We start from the raw sequence: 20210 nt of genomic DNA on the forward strand, positions 1-20210 counted from the left end.
TTAATGGGTCGATTTAATAACAAACGTCACGACGCCAAACACCTCAAGCGCCTCTTCGGTTTTGATGGCGATCGGCTTAAATTGGGTATTCATGGGCATCAGTTGCAGGCAGGGATGAAGCTGGAGGCGTTTAACCGTGAATTCACCGTCGACGGCGGCAACCACTATATCGCCATGCGCGGCGGTAAGTGAACTGTCAACCACCAGCATGTCGCCGTCGTTAATCCCTGCGTCAATCATCGATTCGCCGCTGACCCGGACAAAATAGGTAGCGCTTGGCCGCTGAACCATCAGTGCGTTCAAATCAATTCTTTGTTCGACATAATCCTGCGCCGGTGAAGGGAAGCCGCAGGGAACGCGTTCGATATATAACGGTAATGGCATGACGGCGCGGAGGTCCGCAGGTTTGATGAATTCCACAATTTCACTCCTTTTCCAGATAACTGTATATAAACACAGTAATATCGAATCCCCCTTTTAATCAAGCGTAACGGAAAAGGTTTAAGCGAAGGGGTTGAAGACAATGCACTTTTTTTTGTGGCTTTTTTTCACCCTGACGTCATATTCAGCAGAAAGTGGTCACTATCGCCGCATGACCTGAGCGGCGTGAGTTTTACATTAATCGTCGTGGCTAATGAATGATGCTGACTTAAGGAAAATCTGACAACGTTTCTCTGCTGCCACCGTTGTTTGAATATCCGGCGTGGCATGGTTATTCTGCGGTTTTAATCATGGAGGTGTTATGTCAGACGACAATCGCATCACGCATCTTGAAAACGAAGTCCGTCAGTTGAAAGTTGAGACCACCGTATTAAAAGCGATCCTGGGTCAGCAGATCGCACTCAATAATCTCAATTACAAGGGTAAATTTGATGATGTGCTGGCGGCGCTGGCGAAAGAATATGCCGATCGTGGGCTGGATGAAGGGGATAATCGGGCGATCCATGACACCCTGCGTCAGTACATTAAATATGAGCCACCATCCATAGAATAAGCCAATACCCGGCAGCGATGACGTTGCCGGGTATCCCCTGCTTTCCAACGCGCCAGCCGCCGGGCATAAGGTGACAGCACGTTAACGGCAGGCTTATACCTCGCTATCGCTCTCCAGGGCATCCTGAATCGCATCGGCCAGATTAGCGATTTCATTGGCGACCGCCTGCAGATCCCACGCCGTTTTTGAACCAGTCGCCGAGGTTGATGCGCTGACCGACTCTTTTGCTACTGCCAGCGCAGCCGCCACTGCCACCGTGCGCTTATGTTGTTCTTGTGTGATGCCCGCAGGCGGAAGTGCAAAGTAGTCATTAACCATGATCATCTCCTTCTGATTAAGTAAGCGCTCAACCTTAGCCTTCTGAGTAACGGGTGTGAAGTGAATTATGCTGACTCAGGGATCGGGCGGCCAGGATTGCAACGATCGTGAACGCTGCCAGCGTCAGGAGAGCCGCTTTTCCCTGGCTAAACCTGTACAGGTTTTCATGAAAAAGACGGCAGAAGTACAGACTTTAGCAAAAAGGTCTGAACAAAAAATTTGATAAAAAAAACGCAGAAAGCGAGACGATATAATTTCAACAGGCTGTAAATAAACAACATTAACCAGGGGTTTTGTTTAAATCCTGTAAACATGCATTTAATATACAGCACCGACCAGATAAAATTTTGCGAATTTCGTTGTACAACTTTGTCATTCTTGTATAGCTTTACGCCGTGATGTTAAGTCACTTGTAACGAAAGGTGCATTGCACCGCATCTGAAGGTGTCGTGGATTTCCACCTTCAGATGCTCTTTTTTTTGCGTCGTCCGTTAACCGGACCTGATCTGGCGCACTGACCCCCTTTTTGATGAGGCCTGATATGCAAACGACAATCAATACAGAGTCTCAGATTTCTGAATACTTCATGAACTCTGGCACTCCGGTCACTAGCGAGAAAGAAGTGATTGCAGCTGTCCATGCTGAACTCGCGCAATATAAAACCCACGTTTCCGATAAAGACGTTGTACTGGGCCTGATTCACCGCCTGGAAAGTGAGCGTGACGTGGTTAAACAGGATATTTATCGCCAGGCGCTGGAACATGTTCTGCAGAGCGCGTCGTCGACTAGTAACAGCTAAACATCCTGTGTCTGTTGTGAGGGATCACTGATTAGCACGGATGCTTTTCCTTCCCAGAATTTGCCCCGCTTGCGGGGCTTTTTTACGCCCGTTTTTCAGGCCATAAGCATCCTGCCGGCAGGTTGATTTCTCCTCACTAACGGACCAGTAGTTAATCGCCTTTTCCCGCTTTTTTGCCGCTTATCGCCCCTGACTCGCCGGTTAATTGCTCTCGTTACGCTTTCTTTTTTCGCTATCCCTGTCCAGGCTTTTTCCTGCATCGAGTGTAAACACTGACGAGGAAAATAATCATGTTTCATCATTCATCAAAACTCCAGTTCCCGGTTCGCGTCGAGAAACCAGATCCAGAATTTGCCATGCTGTTACAGCAAGCCATCGGTGGCGTAGAAGGTGAAATTCGTGTGGCGATGCAATACTTTTTCCAGGCGATGGGCGCGCGTGGCGATGCCCGGATTCGGGATCTGCTGATCTCTACCGCAACTGAAGAACTCAGCCATATCGAAATGCTGGGTTATGCGGTGGCACTTAACCTTGAGGGCGCACCGCTCTCTTACCAGGAAGCCTCGGCGAAAGATCCGGTGGTCAATGCGATTCTGGGCGGCATGAACCCGCGCCATATCCTCTCTTCCGGTCTGGCGGCCCTGCCGGTGAATGCCAATGGTGTTCCCTTCGATATGAGCCATATCTACGCCTCCGGCAACGTGGCGGCTGACATGCTGGCCAACGTGACTGCAGAAGCGACCGGCCGTGTGCTGGCGACCCGCCTGTACAATATGACGGAAGACAAAGGGATGAAGGATTTCCTGTCGTTCCTGATTGCTCGCGACACCATGCACCAGCAGCAATGGCTGGCGGTGATCGAAGAGATGGGCGGCCTGAATGCCTCGTTGCCGATTCCGAACAGCTTCCCGCAGGAGCATGAGGCGCAGGAGCACTCTTACTACTGTCTCAACACCTCACTGGATAAACCGCTGCCGGAAGGCCGCTGGAGCAATGGCCCGGCCTACGACGGTCACGGCCAGTTCAGCGCCAAACAGCAGCCGGAGATCCTTGGCGATGAGCCGCTGCTGGGTAACGCCCGTCCAGGCTCGGGGGCGCAGCAAGAGCAGATTGACGGCATTGCATCACCGAAGCCTTAACTGACGCAGGCGTGCCGGTCAGGGCCACACTGCGCGGTGTAACCCTGACCGGTTGTTTTACGCTAACGGATTTTTATGGAGGAATATTCATGTCATCGACTCAACGCCCGCAACCCCCTTTTGCCGAACAGCAACAGACGCCGCCCGGTAAGACTGCGGCTATGCAGCCACAGCCCGATCATGGCGAGCAGAGTTATCAGGGCTCCGGTCGCCTGAAAGGGAAAAAAGCCATTATTACCGGCGGTGATTCCGGCATTGGCCGCGCTGTCGCCATCGCATTTGCCCGCGAAGGGGCCGATGTTCTGATCTCCTATCTTGATGAGCATGAAGATGCACAGGATACCGCCCGGCTGGTTGAAGAGGCTGGCCAGAAAGCGGTTCTGGTCGCTGGCGATATTACCGAAGCGACTCACTGTTCCGCTCTGGTTGATAAAGCGGTAGAGGCGTTCGGCGAGATCAATATCCTGGTGAATAATGCGGCTTTTCAGATGACGCGCGAATCGCTGGACGAGATCAGCGATGACGAGTTTGATCGGACGATGAAAACCAATCTTTACGCCCTGTTCCGCATCACCAAAGCCGCCGTGCCGCATATGCCGCCAGGCGGCTCGATCATTAATACCGCCTCGATCAACGCCGACCAGCCGAAACCGAAACTGCTGCCCTATTCGGCGACCAAAGCGGCTATCGTCAACCTGTCCGGTAGCCTGGCCGCAATGCTGGCTGATAAAGGCATCCGCGCCAACGCGGTGGCACCCGGACCGATCTGGACGCCGCTGATCCCGTCGACCATGCCGGTTGAGCAGGTGAAAAATTTCGGCAGTGAAGTGCCGTTGCAGCGGGCCGGTCAGCCTGCCGAACTGGCCCCGGCCTATGTGATGCTGGCCAGCGACGAAGCCAGCTATATTTCGGGCGCCACCATTGCCGTCACCGGCGGTGTCGCGATTATCTGATGTCGCTTCCCCTTACTGCCCGTGCGGTAAGGGGAAACTCAGCGGCAGCGGTCAGGCTATCCGCTGCTGCTGTTGCGCCCATTGGTAGAGCTGTTCCCGCGCCAGATTCTTCATTTTCACTTCGCACATGATGTCGAACGCCTGAAACGACAGCGCCCAGTCATTGAGCGTGGCATTGAAGTAGTAATCGGAGTGCGCCCGCAGCTTGCTTTTCGATACGCCCAGCTGTTGCTGATCCGGCCAGCCCTGTTGCGGAATAATCCCTTCCTGTGAAATCGAGTAGTGCAGCACCGGTCGTACGCCGCGCCATGAGGCGATCACCGGCGCGATCCGCGCATCGTCAGGCTGGATAAACGCGTTCTCTTTCACCCAGTGATGATGAATATCCAGCACCACCGGACAGAGTGCCGCGGCCTGCAGGACATCATCCAGCGAACAGGAGATCTCGTCGTTTTCCACCGTCAGCATCAGCCGCGCTTCCGGACTCAGCTGGCCGAACGATCGTTTAAAACCGTCGAACCCTCCCTTACCGTTCATATGAATGTTGATCTTAAAATCCTGAAAAGATTTGCCATAGCCCATCAGACAGGCACAGAGCGCGTGATACTCCACATCCTGCAGCGCGCGGGTGACCACATCGGGATTATCTGACGCCAGCACCGTGTACTGTCCCGGATGAAACGAGAGCCGGATCTGATGCGCACGCGCCAGCTCACCGCAGCGGGCGAACAGCGGATAGAGCTCGGGTAAAAATGCCTCAAACAGCGGCGTCGCTTCCGGTACGGTATAGAGCGGCAGCAGATCGCTGCCGATGCGCATCATCCTTAATGGCTCCGGCAAGGTTGCCAGCTGCTCCAGCGTCAAATAAAGCTGGTTGAGATTGGTTACGGAGATCTCATAAATCAGTTGATTACGTTGCTCGTGCGGTAAACTCAGAAACCGTTTACGCGTGGTGGCGCGGAACGGGAAAAACTGTTTGCCATCGCTGTTGAGATACTTACATGCAAAGCCTAATTTCATGTCTGCTCCTGATTTATGCTTATCAGAAGTGTAACAGGCCTCAGTGACTCAGCCAGTCAGGCCGGGCTTTCAGACAATGACCGGATAAAAGGAGATTCGCTATGCAGGGTGCTGATATCCAGCGCATCGCTATTGAGACCGCCGAGCGGCTGCCTGCCGCCGAGTGCAGTTACCCGTTTGGGCCGGAACATCAGGTTTATAAAGTGTGCGGAAAGGTATTTTTACTGCTGACTACGCTGCGGGGTGTGCCGATCATTACCCTGAAATGCCAGCCGCAGCAGGCGGAACTGCACCGGGCGATCTACGCCACAATTACCGCCGGTTACCATATGAATAAGCGCCACTGGATCACCGTCTACCCTGGCGACGGGCTATCAGCGGGCCTGATCCAGCAGCTGACAGAAGAGTCGTATCAGCAGGTGGTAAAGGGAATCCCTGTCTCACGTCGGCCGGCCTGGGTTGGCTGAGGCTTCGCTTATTCAGCTATAGAATCAACAGATTAGCAGCGCGCGATCGGCGGCCATCCTGCTCTTTAGCTGGCATAATCCAGCCTGCAAACTAAACTTAACCCTGTGACTAGCTAGTCCTTCTTATCTACGGAACCTGATACGAGGCCTATCTATGACACAACAGAAATACCGGGGTGGTGCAGGCAACTTTGCCAATGACCCGGACCGTGCCAGTGAAGCTGGAAGTGCCGGTGGCAAAGCCAGCGGAGGCAATTTCAAGAACGATCCTGAAAGAGCCAGGGAAGCTGGCCGGAAAGGCGGTAAAGTCAGTCGGCGCACCTCGAAGTAGATCTGAGTGAAGCGCTTTAGGATTTTGTACGCCAGGGAGTGGCGACCTGTCCCGCATAAAAAACCCGCCGTTACGGGCGGGTCTGTCAGAGACTGAAGCGAGCTATCAGTGATGCAGCATCTCATCCACAACCTGCGCGTTGGTCATCTGATACGGATAGTAGGTCGGCCAGTTATCCATCTCCTCCAGTAACGCCTGCTGCGAACGGTTACCCATAAAGATGTGGAAATGCGCTGACTTGCGCGGTGCAATTGTATGGTCGCTGAACTGCACATATTTCGGCGCTTTGCTGTCAGCCTCCGGGCATTCAAACAGGTAACGCACCCCTTTCTTTCCGGACGCATAGGTCAGGATCTGATGGCCGGCATAACGGTAGTGGCAGGCACTGACCTGCTCACCGATGTGAAATTCCATCACGCCATTTTCAATGCCGATCGTGTCAACCTGCGTGGCGTAGCCTTTGCGATAATAGGCTTTGACCTGCGAGGCGGTTTTGCTGCTATCCTGCTGCGCCTTCTTCTGCCATACCGGGTCCAGTTCGCCGCTCTCCAGCAACGGATAGACCGACTGCCACAGGCCATCCCAGTCAGACAACGGCCGATCTTTGACATCCGCATCCGCGAACACCCCTTCCGCCGCTTTCTGCTCCAGGGCGGATAACGGTTTGCCGTGCGAATGCCCGCCGTGCGCCACCACCTGATGACTGATGAACAGCGCGCCCAGCGCCATCGCCCACTTAACTGTATGATTTACCAACGTCGCGATCCTCGATAGAAGTAACAAATTGCAATGTTATGATATAACATTACCAACTTCAATCGCGAATGCGTCCCGACGGCAATTAAACCGACGCGTAGGCTGGATCATCGTTACAGAACAGCGCCAGCTTGTTGCCTGCCGGATCGCGCAGATAAGCCACGTAAAAATTCGGGTTATAGCGCTCGCGAATGCCCGGCGCGCCTTCATCAGTGCCGCCTGCCCGCAGGCCCGCCGCATAAAGCTCGTCAATCATTTGTCGTGTCGGCGCCCGAAAGCCCGCCATATGGCCATTACCCGGCTGTGCGGCTTCGCCATTCCACGGCTTTGCAATATAGACGGCACCCGGCCCGTTTTGCCGATCGGGCACCTCCGGCAGCGAAAAGATCAGCTGTTCGCCATCAGGCTCAGCGAGATAACCCAGCGGCAGCAATACTGCCCGATAAAAGTGACCAGAGAGCGCCACGTCATTCGCACCAATGAACAGATAACTCAGCATAACCGCCTCCAGATAGTGAATGTTGGTCAGTAATAAGCGAAACGCCAGCGTGCTTTACAGATGAATGTTCTATTTTAGTCGGTCAAAAATCAGCACGTCGATTGCAGTTAAAGTGTCGTCTTAACCCCAGCATGGGTCAGGTTGTTCTATATTTAGTGTCGTCGAAAGTAAAATAACCGCTGGAGCATGGATTAATGTCGAAAGAAACAGAGAAGAAAGAACTGAGCCACCGCGCCCCCACCACCGGTCCGGAATCATCAGAACCGGGTCTGGGTTCGCTGGCACCTCAGGATGGTTCGCATCAGCCACCCGCCGAACCCACCCCGCCAGGCAAACAACCCACCGCGCCAGGCAGCCTGAAAGCCCCTCAGACTCACAATGCCAAACTCGACCAGCTCAACGCCAGCCGTAAAAACGGCACCAACAGCCCGCTGACCACCAACCAGGGCACCCGCATCGCCAACGACCAGAATTCGCTGCGGGCCGGTTCGCGTGGGCCGACGCTGCTGGAAGACTTTATTATGCGTGAGAAGATCACGCACTTTGACCATGAACGTATTCCGGAGCGCATCGTGCATGCGCGCGGCTCAGCGGCGCACGGCTATTTCCAGCCTTACCGCTCGTTAAAAGATCTGACTAAGGCGCAGTTCCTCAGCGATCCGAATCAGGTGACGCCGGTTTTTGTGCGTTTCTCCACGGTACAGGGCGGTGCCGGTTCCGCCGATACGGTGCGTGATATTCGCGGCTTCGCCACCAAGTTTTATACCGAAGAAGGCGTCTTTGACCTGGTCGGCAACAACACCCCGGTGTTCTTTATTCAGGATGCGCATAAATTCCCTGACTTCGTGCATGCGGTCAAACCCGAGCCGCACAACGAAATCCCACAGGGCCAGAGCGCCCATGACACCTTCTGGGATTACGTCTCGCTGCAGCCGGAAACCATGCACAACGTCATCTGGGCGATGTCTGACCGCGGCATTCCGCGCAGCTATCGCACCATGGAAGGCTTTGGTATTCACACCTTCCGCCTGATTAATGCCGCAGGCAAAGCGACCTTTGTCCGCTTCCACTGGAAGCCGGTGGCGGGCAAAGCCTCGCTGCTGTGGGATGAGTCGCAGAAACTGACCGGTCGCGATCCCGATTTCCATCGTCGCGATCTGTGGGAAGCGATTGAAGCGGGCGATTTCCCGGAATATGAGCTGGGCCTGCAGCTGATCCCCGAAGAGGATGAGTTTAAATTCGATTTCGATATTCTGGACGCCACCAAACTGATCCCGGAAGAGCTGGTGCCGGTAGAGATCGTCGGTAAGATGGTGCTTAACCGTAACCCGGATAACTTCTTCGCCGAGACCGAACAGGTGGCGTTCCATCCAGGCCATATCGTGCCGGGCCTCGATTTCTCCAACGATCCGCTGCTGCAGGGCCGCCTGTTCTCCTATACCGATACCCAGATCAGCCGTCTGGGTGGACCGAACTTCCACGAGATCCCGATCAACCGTCCAACCTGTCCGTACCATAACTTCCAGCGTCAGGGGATGCACCGTCAGGATATCGACACCAACCCGGCCAACTACGAGCCGAACTCCATTAACGATAACTGGCCGCGTGAAACCCCGCCAGCCGCTGAAGGTGGCGGTTTTGAAAGCTATCAGGAGCGCATCGAGGGCCACAAAGTGCGCGAGCGCAGCCCGTCATTCGGTGAGTACTATGCGCAGCCGCGCCTGTTCTGGCTGAGTCAGACCCCGTTCGAGCAGCAGCATATTATCGGCGCTTACTCGTTCGAGCTGAGCAAAGTGGCGCGGGCCTATATCCGTGAGCGGGTGGTTGATCATCTGGCACGCATCGATCTCGGCCTGGCAAAAGGCGTGGCGGATAATCTCGGACTCGCCCTGACCGCCGATCAGCTGAATATCCAGCCACCAAAAGCGGTTAACGGCCTGACCAAAGATGACAGCCTGAGCCTCTACGCCACGCCGGATGGTGAGATCAAGGGCCGTCAGGTTGCGTTACTGATCAGCGATGGCGTGAAGGCGGCAGATGTGCTGTCGATTATGCAGGAACTGAAAGCGGTGGGCGTGCATACCAAACTGCTGGCCTCGCACATGGGTCAGGTACGCGCCGATGATGGGTCGGTGCTGCCGATTGATGCCACCTTCGCCGGTCTGCCGTCACTGACTTTCGACGCGGTGATCGTGCCGGATGGCAACATCGACGCCCTGCTGTTAAGCGGTGATGCGCGTTACTTCCTGCTGGAAGCCTACAAGCATCTGAAAGTTATTGGTCTGTCAGGCGACGCCCGTCGCTTCAAGGCGCAGTTCGGTCTGGAGGAAGCGGAGCAAGAAGAAGGCATTGTTCAGGCTGATAAAGCAGAAGGTGCCCTGATGACGGACTTTATCCAGGCGATGAAGGCACACCGCGTCTGGTCACGCAGCCAGAAAGCGCTGTCGGTTCCGGCCTGACGATCACGACGCGCTAATGCGTGTCAGCTCCTCAGTAAAAACTGCCCTTCGGGGCGGTTTTTTTTTGCTCACAATCTGGTCGTCAAGCGACGCTGCCGCAGCCAGAGATGCGCCGATCATTTCATCTTTTTGACCCGGTTTTCACGGAACAGCAAGGTGACGACACCGAATATCCCGCCGGTCAGAAAACCGTATTCAAGATCGGCGGCATCCTTACGGATATCCCGCAGTCTGATCAGCGCCCTTTCCGCATCTGGCGCGATAATTTCCTCAAACTGTTTCTGGTAGCCGTCAGCTTTAAGCCGTTCGGCTGCCGCGGTGTCCTTCCGGTCGGCAGCCACCAGCTGACGGCCTTTCCTGAAAAAGAAAAATTCGGGCATGCTGAGTTCCTTTGCAGTCACGATTTGAAGCTTCAACATAACCGCAATCGGACGCTGCGCCCAGCGGAAACTCAGGCCTGGGCAGCCAGGCAAAGCGATATTGATCAGACGCCGGCTTATCCGCGCTGACCGTAGCCTGCGTGTATTGTATTATCGGTGGAGACGGGTCGAATGCGGGTCGGGTTTGTGGCGTGGCTCTTTACATCTTTCGTGTCATTCGTCAGAAACGGCAGATGAGGCAGGATGACAAACGTTAAAGGATGGACCAACCGTACCGATACTGTTTCAATAACTGATTAGAACGCGTAAAAACAGCCAGGAATGGTCGATGGCACGAAGAAGAGAGCTCAAAGGAATTAGCCATTCTCTGAATGGCAGTTTTGTCAGTCGAAACAACGATTACAAGGGTTTCTGGACTATAGGCCTGTTGAAACAATTTTCAATTGGCCAGGGACTTAAATCAGTGAAGTTTACATTTCCCATGTATATAAGCCGTGCAAATTCTGATCTGATAAATGATACAGGGCACCGTTATACGGTCATGCTGGCAGATCTTATGCTGAAACAGCAACTACCTAACTCATGGGTTAAAAAAGCAGGTATTGTCATCGATTTTTATCCAAATGATAACGCCGCTCAGTCAGCTGAATATCATACATCAGGTGATCCTTTTAAGTGCCTTTGTCAGATAACTGATGACAGGGGTTCTGATTATTCTTCCATCATTTATGGCCGGTGTCTCCCTCACTCTCCGGCGCGAGAATTACGATCAAACCGTTATCTCTGCTGATAATTTCTTAAAAGCTTAAACAACAACCTGAGCTGGCCCTCAAAGTGGAAATCCAGCCGAAACAGGAAGCTGCGCCAGACGCTAAAGTTAAGAGAACATGTCGTAAAAGTGGAAATATTACTCACTGATAAATAAGGGAATATAATGGTGAAAAGTATTACTTATTTCAAAGATAATTTCAGGAAATGGTTTACTGCTGCAGTGGTATACATTCTGTTAGGTGGCTGGTGCTGGTATACATTGTGGGCAACAAGCATTTCCCACGATACAGTTTTAAAAAAATCGGTCCCTGAATGGAAAACCTATATTTTATCCGGCCTGTTTATGGGCATCATTATTCTGGCACTGGCTTGCTGCAGGGACACTTTTAATAAAAAGTTAAAATCTCTGTTTAATGCATTCAGTGGCGGTTTTATTCTGGGTTTTGTGTTGTCATTAAATTGTTATGATGTCTATGTTTATCTCTTCCCGGACAATGTTATAGGCTATGAATCGGAATATGAAGTTGTCTTCCCAGGCCCGTCAAGAGGCAAGTACGGGCATTGTGAAGCAGGTCTCTGGCTAAAGGATCAGAACACCCGCAGATGGAAGCAGCTTTGTATCAATAAAGAGTATCTGCACAATCACCGTAAGCAAGGAATGACAGGAGTATGGGTAACCGCTCGTGTAAATAATATTGGCACTTACATCGTGAAATATGAATTTATCTACCGGTAGATTGAGCTGGCTATAGTGATTCGCTGAAGTTATTCGCCAGGGCCTCAATCGCTATCTTCTTATTCTGCGTCAGTAAAAATGAGTAATAGTCGTTAAGGTCCGCCCTTCACTCTTAAAACATTCACCCTTTACAATCGCTGCGCAGCAATCCAGTCCCTTCCCGATTGAGCTCAAACACAACGAGCTCAACCTGGCTATCAGGCACTGGCCGTCAGCATCTGGCTGACGGCCATCCACTCAGAAGGCTTGCCAGTTCTGGTTATCCGCCTGCGGGCTGACCGCAGCAGGACGCAGTGGACTCAGCACCGGCCGGACCGGCTCGGCGGCAAACGCCGTCTGCAGGCTGCCGGTTTTGAACACCGACACGGTTTTACGCAGATAGCTGGCCTGCTCTTCCAGCGAGGCGGCGGCGCTGGCCGACTCTTCCACCAGCGCGGCGTTCTGCTGCGTCACGCCATCCATCTCTGACACCGCGATGCAGACCTGCTCAATGCCACGCGTCTGCTCGACCGACGAGGATGCAATCTCTTCGATCAGCTGGGTGACCCGGCTGACCGAGGTCACGATACTTTCCATCGCCTTACCGGCTTCAGAGGCATGGCCAGCCCCGGCTCTGATCCGCTCAGCTGAGCGATCGATCAGGCCACGGATTTCCTGAGCGGCACTGGCGCTGCGGCCTGCCAGTGAACGCACCTCGCCCGCCACCACCGCAAATCCGCGGCCCTGCTCACCGGCACGCGCCGCTTCAACTGCGGCGTTGAGCGCCAGAATATTGGTCTGGAAGGCGATGCTGTCGATAATCGCAATGATGCCAGCGATCTGCCCGGAGCTTTCACTGATCTGCTCCATATTAGCGATGACCCGAGCCACCGTCTCGCCGCCCTGGGTAGCAGTGGTCGAGGCCTGTTTCGATACCGCCGTGGCCTGCTGTGCATTGTCAGCGTTGAGCTTCACCGTCGAGGTCAGCTGCTCCATGCTGGCTGCCGTTTGCTCCAGCGCCGCCGCCTGCTGTTCAGTTCGGGACGAGAGATCGGTGCTGCCGGCTGAAATTTCCGCCGCGCCGGTAAAGATAGAGCGCGTGGCGTCATCAACCGAGGTGATGGTGACCACCAGCGCATCGCGCATCTGCTGCAGTTCAGTAATTAACAGCCCCATCTCATTGCGGCCTTCCTGCTGAATATCTGAGGTCAGATCGCCAGCCGATATCGCGCGGATATAGCCGGTCAGTCGGCTAAGCGGGCCGATAAGCCGTTTTTGTAATCCAACCCAGACGGCGAAAATGATCACTCCGGTCACCAGACCCAGGATCAGCAGGGTCCAGAGCGCGTCGGTCAGGCTGCGCTGGTTCTGTTCAGAGGTATTTTTCATCAGCTGAATGTTGACCGCACGCCAGGCTTCATAGGCACTGTCGAGCCGATCCTGCGCGGCCTGCGCTTCCAGATTGCCGTAAGCCTGATAGTTGCCCTGCTTCAGGAAGTTGACCGACGCCAGCATGGTGTCGTGCATTTGCTGATAGGCGGCCTGCACCTCAGCGGCCTGAGCCTCATCCTGTCCCGCTTTGCGTGGCAACGCCTGCCACGCACGATACTCAACATCGGCGGCGGCGGCGGACTGCCCTGCTTTATCCAGCAGTGACGCCATCGCGGCCAGTGACGCCGGGTCCTGCTGGTTTTTGAGAAAACGAATCGCCACCCGGTTAATGGTTACGCGGGTTTTAATCAGGGTTTTTACCGCATCGCTCAGGTGTTGCTGTTGCAGCGTCAGCTGTTCTGCCGCCACGAAGTTCTGGTCGGCTTTTGAGACGGCGTTATACAGCAGAAAGCCGGTCAGGCTCAGCAATGCGGTAAAGATTAAAAGTACCGCGAGAATACTGTGGGTTATTTTGAGATTTTTAAGCATTTCAGCAGGCTCATGTCAGAGGAGATAAAGCAGTTATCGGCTAGCAAGCGCTTTATCTGAGTGCCGCGATGCAACGAGGCGTAGCTAAGCGGGATAATCGGGCGGAAGCGCACACTTTTCGCGGCATCTGCCGCTGTTCAGCGTCAGGATCGGTAAAACTGGCCGCCGCCCGCGCTAAACGCATTCGGCGCTCAACAACCCGCGCCGCACTGTGGTTGAATTCGCCCCTTACATTTTTCGCACGTGGTTATCATGCATTACATTCAGAGTCTGATGAGTTTTATAGAGGGAAACAGGGTGCTGTCGGTCAGCTTCAGCCTGCTGCTGTTGATAATGGCCGGGATGGTCACTCACCTGATCTGCAAATTTTTCATCGTCAAAGTGATCAGAAAGGTCTTTTTCAGCAGCCATAAACAGGGCGTTCCGCTGGATAAAGATGTCCGGCTCTCTCAGAAGCTGTCGAATTTTGTGCCGGTGATTGTGGTCTACAATTTCCTGCAATTTATGCCAGGCCTGCCTGAGAATCTGAAAGTGGCGATTCAGACCATCTGCGGCATCCTGTTTTTTGTCTATCTGTCGATCTTCTTCAATGAAGTGCTGGAGATTGTTAACAACTCCTACTCGCGCAAATCGAAGCGTAAGAACCACTCGATCAAGGGCTATATCCAGATTGGCAAAATCCTGGTGCATATTATCGCCGCGATTATGATTCTGGCGATTATGTCCAACAAGTCACCGGCGATTATTATCTCCTCGCTGGGTGCGGTCGCCGCGGTGCTGATGCTGATCTTCCAGCATACGCTGCTGTCGCTGGTGGCGAATATTCAGCTCTCTTCCAACGATGTGCTGCAACTGGGCGACTGGATTGAGATGCCGGACAGAAATATCAGTGGCGAGGTGATCGATATTGCGCTGCATACCATCACCATCCGCAACTGGGATAACACCATCTCGCGCATCCCGACCAAGAATTTCCTCACCGAGACCTACACCAACTGGCAGGCGATGTTCTCTTCAGGCGCGCGCCGTATCATGCGCAGCTTTTATCTGGATCAGAAGTCGATCACCTTTGTAAATCAGGAGAAGCTGCAGGCGATGAGCCAGATCCGCATCGCCAGCGAATCGATCACTGAGCTGCTGGATGGACGTGATATCAACGCGGTCGGCGACCGCTGGTTTATGGAGAACGGCATTACTAACCTGATGGTGTTCCGTAAATTCCTGACCGCCTGGCTGGCCCAGCGCGATGATATTAAAAAAGAGATGTATATCGTGGTGCGTCCGCTGAAGCCGTCGCCGGATGGGTTGCCGGTGGAGATCTACTGCTTCACCTCATCTATTTTCTGGGCTGATTATGAGAATACCCAGGCGGCGATTTTTGAATATATTTACGCGATGGCCCGCTATTTTGATCTGCAGATTTATCAGCATCCGGCGGGTTCGGATTTCGCCCGGCTGGCCCAGCCGCGTGCAGAGAGTGCCGCCGGAAGTACTGCCGGAAGTGCCGATATCCGGCCTGGCGGCCCGCAGTAACCTGATCCACGGCGGCGTCCCGTGCGCCGCCTTCCCCCGCTCCGGCGATGAACCGCTGCGTCAGCTTTTGCTCAGGGCAAAGTTCAGCACCTTATCGTTCTTCATCTGTACCGTCAGCGTCTGCCCTTCGGTGGTGTTCAGGGTGCGCGCTTCGCTGTAGGTCCATTTCAGCAAACGCTGTCCATCCGGATAGGGCGTCTCGCTGTCCGGCTGACCAAACAGCGAAATCAGCTGCGCTTTGCTGGTCTGGCCGGGCTGGATATGCTGCAGCCGCGCGGTATCCAGATTGTGCCCGACGCGATTAGAGCAGGCAGATAACAGCATCAGTAGCGCCACAAACAGGGCATTTTTGCTCACGTAAGGTCCTTTTAAAATATAAATTCGCACTGCTGTCGTCCGGCACGCCTGACGATGGCAGGTTAGCCAGCTTATACGGAATCGACCGGCTCCGGCAGGATTTTCTGCGCGGCTTTGGCGCACGATGAACCGCCCGGAGGATGCGAATCCACGCCATTAACGCAAATTCCCGCCTCTGTAAGACCCGCAGCCCTGCGATCGCGACATCTTAGTCTATGATTATTCTTCGTATGCCGCGTGGAAACGGTCTCATTCCTGACTTCCCGCCGCATCACGCTGAATACCAGTCCAGGATCCTGGCTGAAGAGACGCGCCAACCCATTTGGCATCCTGGTCTCGCTGACATGTTTATGTTTTTGAAGCTCGCATCATCGGCATCATTTCCGCGCGATGGCGATCATTGCGCATTTCCAGGTTAAACGAGGCAACTGAATGGAATCCAAATCATTTTTTAAAAGCTGGGGCGCCGAGCGGGTGTCCGGCGATGAGGTCCGTTTCCGTCTCTGGGCAACGGGCCAGCAACGCGTGACCCTGCGGCTATCCGGCAAAGATATTGAGATGACACGCCAGCCTGATGGCTGGTTCGAAACCCAGCTGGGCGGCGTCGCGCCCGGTGCCGAATACGATTTTGTGCTGGCCGACGGTACCTCGGTGCCCGATCCCGCGTCGCGCGGTCAGAAAGATGACGTCAACGGCCCGTCGCTGGTGATCGATCCTGAGGCTTACGCCTGGCAGAACACCGACTGGCAAGGCCGTCCGTGGCAGGAGTCGGTGGTGTATGAACTGCACATCGGCACCTTTACGCCGCAGGGCACCTTCCAGGCGGCGATTGAAAAACTGCCGTGGCTGGCGGAAAACGGCATCACCATGATTGAAGTATTACCGGTTTCGCAGTTCGGCGGCAATCGCGGCTGGGGCTACGACGGCGTGCTGCTGTATGCACCGCACGCCGCCTACGGCACGCCGGATGATTTCAAAGCCTTTGTCGATGCGGCGCACGGTCACGGCCTGTCGGTGGTGCTGGATATCGTGCTGAACCACTTTGGCCCGGAAGGCAACTATCTGCCGCTGCTGTCGCCAGACTTTTTCCATAAAGAGCGCCAGACACCGTGGGGCGCCGGCATCGCTTATGACGTTGACGCGGTGCGCCGTTATATCACCGAAGCCCCGCTCTACTGGCTGAAAGAATTTAACCTCGATGGCCTGCGCTTCGACGCCATCGATCAGATCGAAGATCCGGCCGATAAACATGTGCTGATTGAGATTGCTGAACGCATCCGGGCTGAGATTACCGATCGGCCGATTCACCTGACCACCGAAGATTGCCGCAACGTCACCTTCCTGCATCCGCGCGATGAAAACGGTCAGGCACCGCTGTTTACCGGCGAATGGAATGATGACTTCCACAATGCGGTCCACGTACTGGCGACCGGCGAAAAGCATGCCTATTACCAGGACTTCGCCGATCGACCGGAGCAGCGGGTTGCCCGCGCGCTGGCGGAAGGTTTCGTTTATCAGGGCGAAGTGTCGCTGCAGTCAGGCGAGCCGCGCGGCGTTGACAGCCGCAGCCAGCCACCGGTCGCCTTTGTCGACTTCATTCAGAACCATGACCAGGTGGGTAACCGCGCCCAGGGCGAAAGGCTGGTGAGCCTGGCCGGCGTGGAACGTACCCAGTTGCTGCTGGCCACGTTACTGCTGTCGCCGCACATACCGCTGCTGTTTATGGGCGAAGAGTATGGCGAAACGCAGCCGTTCCTGTTCTTCACCGATTTCCATGGCGATCTGGCCAAAGCGGTGCGTGAAGGCCGTGCCCGAGAGTTTGAAGGTCATGCTGGTCACGAAGGTGAAAGCGTGCCGGACCCTAACGATCCGCAGACCTTTGCCGATTCAAAGCTGGACTGGGAGAAGCCCGATACGCCGGAAGGCCAGCAGTGGCTGGCGCTGACGCGCAGGCTGCTGCAACTGCGCCAGCAGCACATTGTGCCGCTGCTGCAGACCGCGGGCGGCAACAGTGGTCAGGTGGTCAACACCGCGCCCGGTTTCTTCGCGGTGCGCTGGGACTTCCCTGAGGGCACGCTGTCACTGGCGCTCAACCTCAGCGACCGGCCGCAGCCGATTGCCGATCTGCCGGGTGAGACCATCTTTGCCTGGCCGCAGGAGAGCCCCGAACTGGCACCGGAGTCGATTGTGGTTCGTCTGGATCAAGGAGCCGCACAATGAATATCCCAACCGCCACCTATCGTATCCAGTTCCGCAACGGCATGACGTTTGACCGTGCCGCGGCGCTGGTCCCCTATCTGAAACAGCTTGGCATCAGTCATCTTTACGCCTCGCCGATCTTCAGCGCCACCGCCGAATCCACCCACGGCTATGACGTCACCGATGTTAACCAGATCGAACCCTCGATCGGTGGCCGTGCCGGCTTTGACCGGATGGCGGCGGCGCTGAAAGCGGCCGGTCTTGGGCTGATCCTCGATATCGTCCCCAACCATATGGCCGCCTCGCTGGAGAACCCGTGGTGGCGCGACGTGATCGAGCACGGCGAACAGAGTCAGTATGCCCACTACTTTGACATTGACTGGTCACGCCGCCTGACGCTGCCGTTCCTTGGCGACACCTTCGAGGCGGTGCTGGCCAACGGCGAGATCAGCGTGCAGCGCGACCCGCAGAGCGGCAAACCGGCGCTGGCCTACTACGACAACTATTATCCGCTGGCCCCGCACACCTGGCAGGGCCGCGAAGAAGCGGTGCTCGGCCTGCGCGACCCGGCACAGATTGCCGCGCTGCATGACCAGCAGCCGTGGCGTCTGATGTCGTGGCGTGACGCACCCAACGACCTCTCCTATCGCCGCTTCTTCGAAGTGACCGGCCTGGTCGGGGTTCGGGTAGAAGATAAAGCGGTGTTTGATGCGGCGCATCAGCTGATCCTGGAACTGGTCCACAGCGGCGCGGTGCAGGGGTTGCGCGTCGACCACGTCGATGGTCTGGCCGATCCGCGCGGCTATCTTGAGCAGTTACGCCAGGCCGCTGGCCCCGATTGCTACCTCACGGTAGAAAAAATCCTGGGCGAGAACGAGCAGTTGCCGGATGAGTGGCCGGTTTCCGGCACCACCGGCTACGAGTTTATGGCGGCGCTGGCGAATGTGCTGGTGGACGGTAATCGCCTCAGTGCGCTGCGCAAGGCTTATCAGACCGTGATCGGCAAAACGGTCGACATGAAAGCTGAGCTGCGTGCGGCCAAGTTACTGATGGCTAATCGCAACTTCGCAGGTGAATTTAACCGTCTGCTGCAGCTGGCTCTCGGCATCGCCCGGCACGACGGCACGCCGCAACCGGAAGCTGAACTGAAGAACGCGCTGCGCGAACTGCTGGTGGCATTTCCGGTTTACCGCACTTACGGCACGCCGCAGGGGCTGACGCCTGCCGATAACGCGCTGCTGCAACAGGTGGTCAGCCAGGTCAAATCCAGTGCCAGCGCGCCGGATGCGGATGCGCTTGACCTGCTGGTGCGCATTCTGCGCGGCGAGGTCACGGCAGCCGCCACCGAAGACGCCGCCCAGTTCCGCACCCGCTTCCAGCAACTGACCGGTCCGCTGATGGCGAAGTCGGTGGAGGACACCCTCTTTTTCCGTCAGCACATGGCGCTGGCGTTAAACGAAGTGGGTGCCGAACCGCTGGCGCGTCACTTTTCGCTGGATCAGTTTCATGCCGAAATGCAGGCGCGGCGCGAACATCAGCCCGACGCGCTCTCCGGCACCTCAACCCATGACACCAAGCGCGGCGAAGATGCCCGCGCCCGACTCTATACCCTGACCGAAGCGCCGGAGCGCTGGGCAGAGTGCGTCGCCCGCTGGCGGGAGATGAATCAGGCGAAGGTCGTCCGCCTGAAAGATGGCGCGGCACCGGAACCGGCGGTGGAATGGATGCTGTATGAAGCGCTGGCCGGCGTCTGGCCACCGACGCTGCAGCCCGACGATGCTGCCGGACTGGCGGCGCTGGAAGCGCGCTTCGTGGTTTACGTCGAAAAAGCGCTGCGTGAAGCGAAATTACGCACCGACTGGGCAGACAACAACGATGCCTATGAACAGGCGGTCCTGGATTATGCCCGTCACCTGCTGGCACCGGACAATATCGCTTTCCTGCGCGATTTCTGCTCCGCCCTGCAGCCGTTTGTGCGGGCCGGACTGGTTAACAGCCTGACGCAGACGGTGGTGAAACTCACCGCGCCCGGCGTCCCGGATATTTATCAGGGCAGTGAGGCGCTGGATTTCAGCCTGGTCGATCCGGATAACCGGCGCGAACCTGATTTTGCCGCGCTGGCGGCGATGCTGGACCAGCCGCAGCAGGAACAGGATGACGGTCACTGGCTGCGCGGTCAGGTCAATCAGCAGGCCATTGCCCGCTTGCTGGCAGTGCGTCAGCAGCAGCCATCGCTGTTCCGCCACGGTGACTATCTGCCGCTGACCGCCCACGGCGAACATCAGGATCGGGTAGTGGCATTTGCCCGTCAGCATCAGCATCAGGCGGTGATCGTGATTGTCCCGCGGCTGGTGTTGAATCACCTGCCGGAAACGCTGGATCAGCCGCCGGCAGACCGCTGGGCCGCGACTGAAATCGCCCTGCCGTCCTCACTTAGCCAGCATCGCTACCGCGATCTGCTGAGTGGCAACGAGATTGTGCCCGGTGACCGGCTGCAACTGGATAACCTTGCGTCGGGCTGGTGTGCCGTGCTGCTGGCGCTGTAAGGGTCCGTTTTCAGGAAGTTTTTTTTAACGCGTCAATCTGGTCATTGAATAACG

Annotated in this window: 20 protein-coding genes; 12 read left to right on the forward strand and 8 right to left on the reverse strand. The window is 55.7% G+C overall.

Features of this window, described 5'->3' with window-relative positions; all coding sequences use genetic code 11:
- A complete protein-coding gene (gene umuD, locus LZU96_RS11225; RefSeq protein ID WP_293000981.1) occupies nt 1-420 on the reverse strand; it encodes a translesion error-prone DNA polymerase V autoproteolytic subunit in 420 nt (139 codons plus the stop codon).
- A gap of 322 nt (nt 421-742) precedes the next feature.
- Between umuD and LZU96_RS11230 the strand changes: the two genes are divergently transcribed.
- Nucleotides 743-994: a hypothetical protein gene (locus LZU96_RS11230; RefSeq protein ID WP_094121381.1), complete on the forward strand. Its 252-nt coding sequence runs from the start codon at nt 743-745 to the stop codon at nt 992-994.
- A gap of 93 nt (nt 995-1087) precedes the next feature.
- Here LZU96_RS11230 and LZU96_RS11235 read toward each other — a convergent pair whose 3' ends face one another.
- A complete protein-coding gene (locus LZU96_RS11235) occupies nt 1088-1312 on the reverse strand; it encodes a hypothetical protein (RefSeq protein WP_094121380.1) in 225 nt (74 codons plus the stop codon).
- 541 nt (nt 1313-1853) lie between these two features.
- On the opposite strand from LZU96_RS11235, the gene LZU96_RS11240 reads away from it, so the two are divergent.
- The 3 genes from LZU96_RS11240 (at nt 1854) to LZU96_RS11250 (ending at nt 4203) form a co-directional block, all read left to right on the forward strand.
- A complete protein-coding gene (locus LZU96_RS11240) occupies nt 1854-2111 on the forward strand; it encodes a biofilm development regulator YmgB/AriR family protein (RefSeq protein WP_233984428.1) in 258 nt (85 codons plus the stop codon).
- A gap of 290 nt (nt 2112-2401) precedes the next feature.
- Nucleotides 2402-3250, forward strand: coding sequence for a manganese catalase family protein (locus LZU96_RS11245; protein WP_233984429.1), 849 nt, complete (start codon nt 2402-2404; stop codon nt 3248-3250).
- 89 nt (nt 3251-3339) lie between these two features.
- Complete coding sequence (locus tag LZU96_RS11250; RefSeq protein ID WP_233984430.1) at nt 3340-4203, forward strand: glucose 1-dehydrogenase; 864 nt, start codon at nt 3340-3342, stop codon at nt 4201-4203.
- A gap of 51 nt (nt 4204-4254) precedes the next feature.
- On the opposite strand, the gene LZU96_RS11255 is transcribed toward LZU96_RS11250, so the two are convergent.
- The gene (locus LZU96_RS11255) at nt 4255-5223 is read right to left on the reverse strand and encodes a UV damage endonuclease UvsE (protein WP_233984431.1); all 969 of its coding nucleotides are present in this window, start codon (nt 5221-5223) and stop codon (nt 4255-4257) included.
- A 101-nt stretch (nt 5224-5324) separates the two neighbouring features.
- Between LZU96_RS11255 and LZU96_RS11260 the strand changes: the two genes are divergently transcribed.
- Nucleotides 5325-5690: an MmcQ/YjbR family DNA-binding protein gene (locus LZU96_RS11260; protein WP_233984432.1), complete on the forward strand. Its 366-nt coding sequence runs from the start codon at nt 5325-5327 to the stop codon at nt 5688-5690.
- Nucleotides 5691-5844: 154 nt separating this feature from the next.
- On the forward strand, nt 5845-6021 hold the full coding sequence (locus tag LZU96_RS11265) for a general stress protein (RefSeq protein ID WP_031377378.1): 177 nt from the start codon (nt 5845-5847) through the stop codon (nt 6019-6021).
- Nucleotides 6022-6126: 105 nt separating this feature from the next.
- On the opposite strand, the gene zinT is transcribed toward LZU96_RS11265, so the two are convergent.
- Both zinT and LZU96_RS11275 read right to left on the reverse strand, forming a co-directional pair.
- A complete protein-coding gene (zinT, locus tag LZU96_RS11270) occupies nt 6127-6750 on the reverse strand; it encodes a metal-binding protein ZinT (protein WP_233988184.1) in 624 nt (207 codons plus the stop codon).
- A gap of 112 nt (nt 6751-6862) precedes the next feature.
- Nucleotides 6863-7276: a VOC family protein gene (locus LZU96_RS11275; protein ID WP_233984433.1), complete on the reverse strand. Its 414-nt coding sequence runs from the start codon at nt 7274-7276 to the stop codon at nt 6863-6865.
- A gap of 194 nt (nt 7277-7470) precedes the next feature.
- Between LZU96_RS11275 and katE the strand changes: the two genes are divergently transcribed.
- Complete coding sequence (gene katE, locus LZU96_RS11280; RefSeq protein WP_233984434.1) at nt 7471-9735, forward strand: catalase HPII; 2265 nt, start codon at nt 7471-7473, stop codon at nt 9733-9735.
- 116 nt (nt 9736-9851) lie between these two features.
- On the opposite strand, the gene LZU96_RS11285 is transcribed toward katE, so the two are convergent.
- A complete protein-coding gene (locus tag LZU96_RS11285; RefSeq protein WP_233984435.1) occupies nt 9852-10154 on the reverse strand; it encodes a hypothetical protein in 303 nt (100 codons plus the stop codon).
- Nucleotides 10155-10443: 289 nt separating this feature from the next.
- On the opposite strand from LZU96_RS11285, the gene LZU96_RS11290 reads away from it, so the two are divergent.
- Nucleotides 10444-10905 (forward strand): hypothetical protein, encoded by a 462-nt coding sequence (locus LZU96_RS11290; RefSeq protein WP_233984436.1) that lies wholly within the window; start codon nt 10444-10446, stop codon nt 10903-10905.
- Nucleotides 10906-11049: 144 nt separating this feature from the next.
- Nucleotides 11050-11622 (forward strand): hypothetical protein, encoded by a 573-nt coding sequence (locus LZU96_RS11295; RefSeq protein WP_233984437.1) that lies wholly within the window; start codon nt 11050-11052, stop codon nt 11620-11622.
- A 237-nt stretch (nt 11623-11859) separates the two neighbouring features.
- Here LZU96_RS11295 and LZU96_RS11300 read toward each other — a convergent pair whose 3' ends face one another.
- Nucleotides 11860-13521: a methyl-accepting chemotaxis protein gene (locus LZU96_RS11300; protein WP_233984438.1), complete on the reverse strand. Its 1662-nt coding sequence runs from the start codon at nt 13519-13521 to the stop codon at nt 11860-11862.
- 252 nt (nt 13522-13773) lie between these two features.
- Between LZU96_RS11300 and LZU96_RS11305 the strand changes: the two genes are divergently transcribed.
- Nucleotides 13774-15054 carry a mechanosensitive ion channel family protein gene (locus LZU96_RS11305; protein ID WP_233984439.1) on the forward strand — a complete coding sequence of 427 codons (1281 nt, stop codon included), beginning with the start codon at nt 13774-13776 and terminating at the stop codon, nt 15052-15054.
- Between the two features lie 60 nt (nt 15055-15114).
- Here the strand turns inward: LZU96_RS11305 and LZU96_RS11310 are convergent, their stop codons facing one another.
- Nucleotides 15115-15411: a hypothetical protein gene (locus tag LZU96_RS11310; RefSeq protein WP_233984440.1), complete on the reverse strand. Its 297-nt coding sequence runs from the start codon at nt 15409-15411 to the stop codon at nt 15115-15117.
- 432 nt (nt 15412-15843) lie between these two features.
- Here LZU96_RS11310 and treZ point away from each other — a divergent pair, with 432 nt between their 5' ends.
- On the forward strand, nt 15844-17631 hold the full coding sequence (treZ, locus tag LZU96_RS11315; RefSeq protein ID WP_233984441.1) for a malto-oligosyltrehalose trehalohydrolase: 1788 nt from the start codon (nt 15844-15846) through the stop codon (nt 17629-17631).
- Nucleotides 17628-20156: a malto-oligosyltrehalose synthase gene (treY, locus tag LZU96_RS11320; protein WP_233984442.1), complete on the forward strand. Its 2529-nt coding sequence runs from the start codon at nt 17628-17630 to the stop codon at nt 20154-20156. Before treZ ends, treY begins: the two co-directional genes overlap by 4 nt.
- The last annotated feature ends 54 nt before the right edge of the window (nt 20157-20210 follow it).

The organism is Pantoea agglomerans, from assembly GCF_021397715.1.
In the GTDB taxonomy this organism is placed as follows: domain Bacteria; phylum Pseudomonadota; class Gammaproteobacteria; order Enterobacterales; family Enterobacteriaceae; genus Pantoea; species Pantoea astica.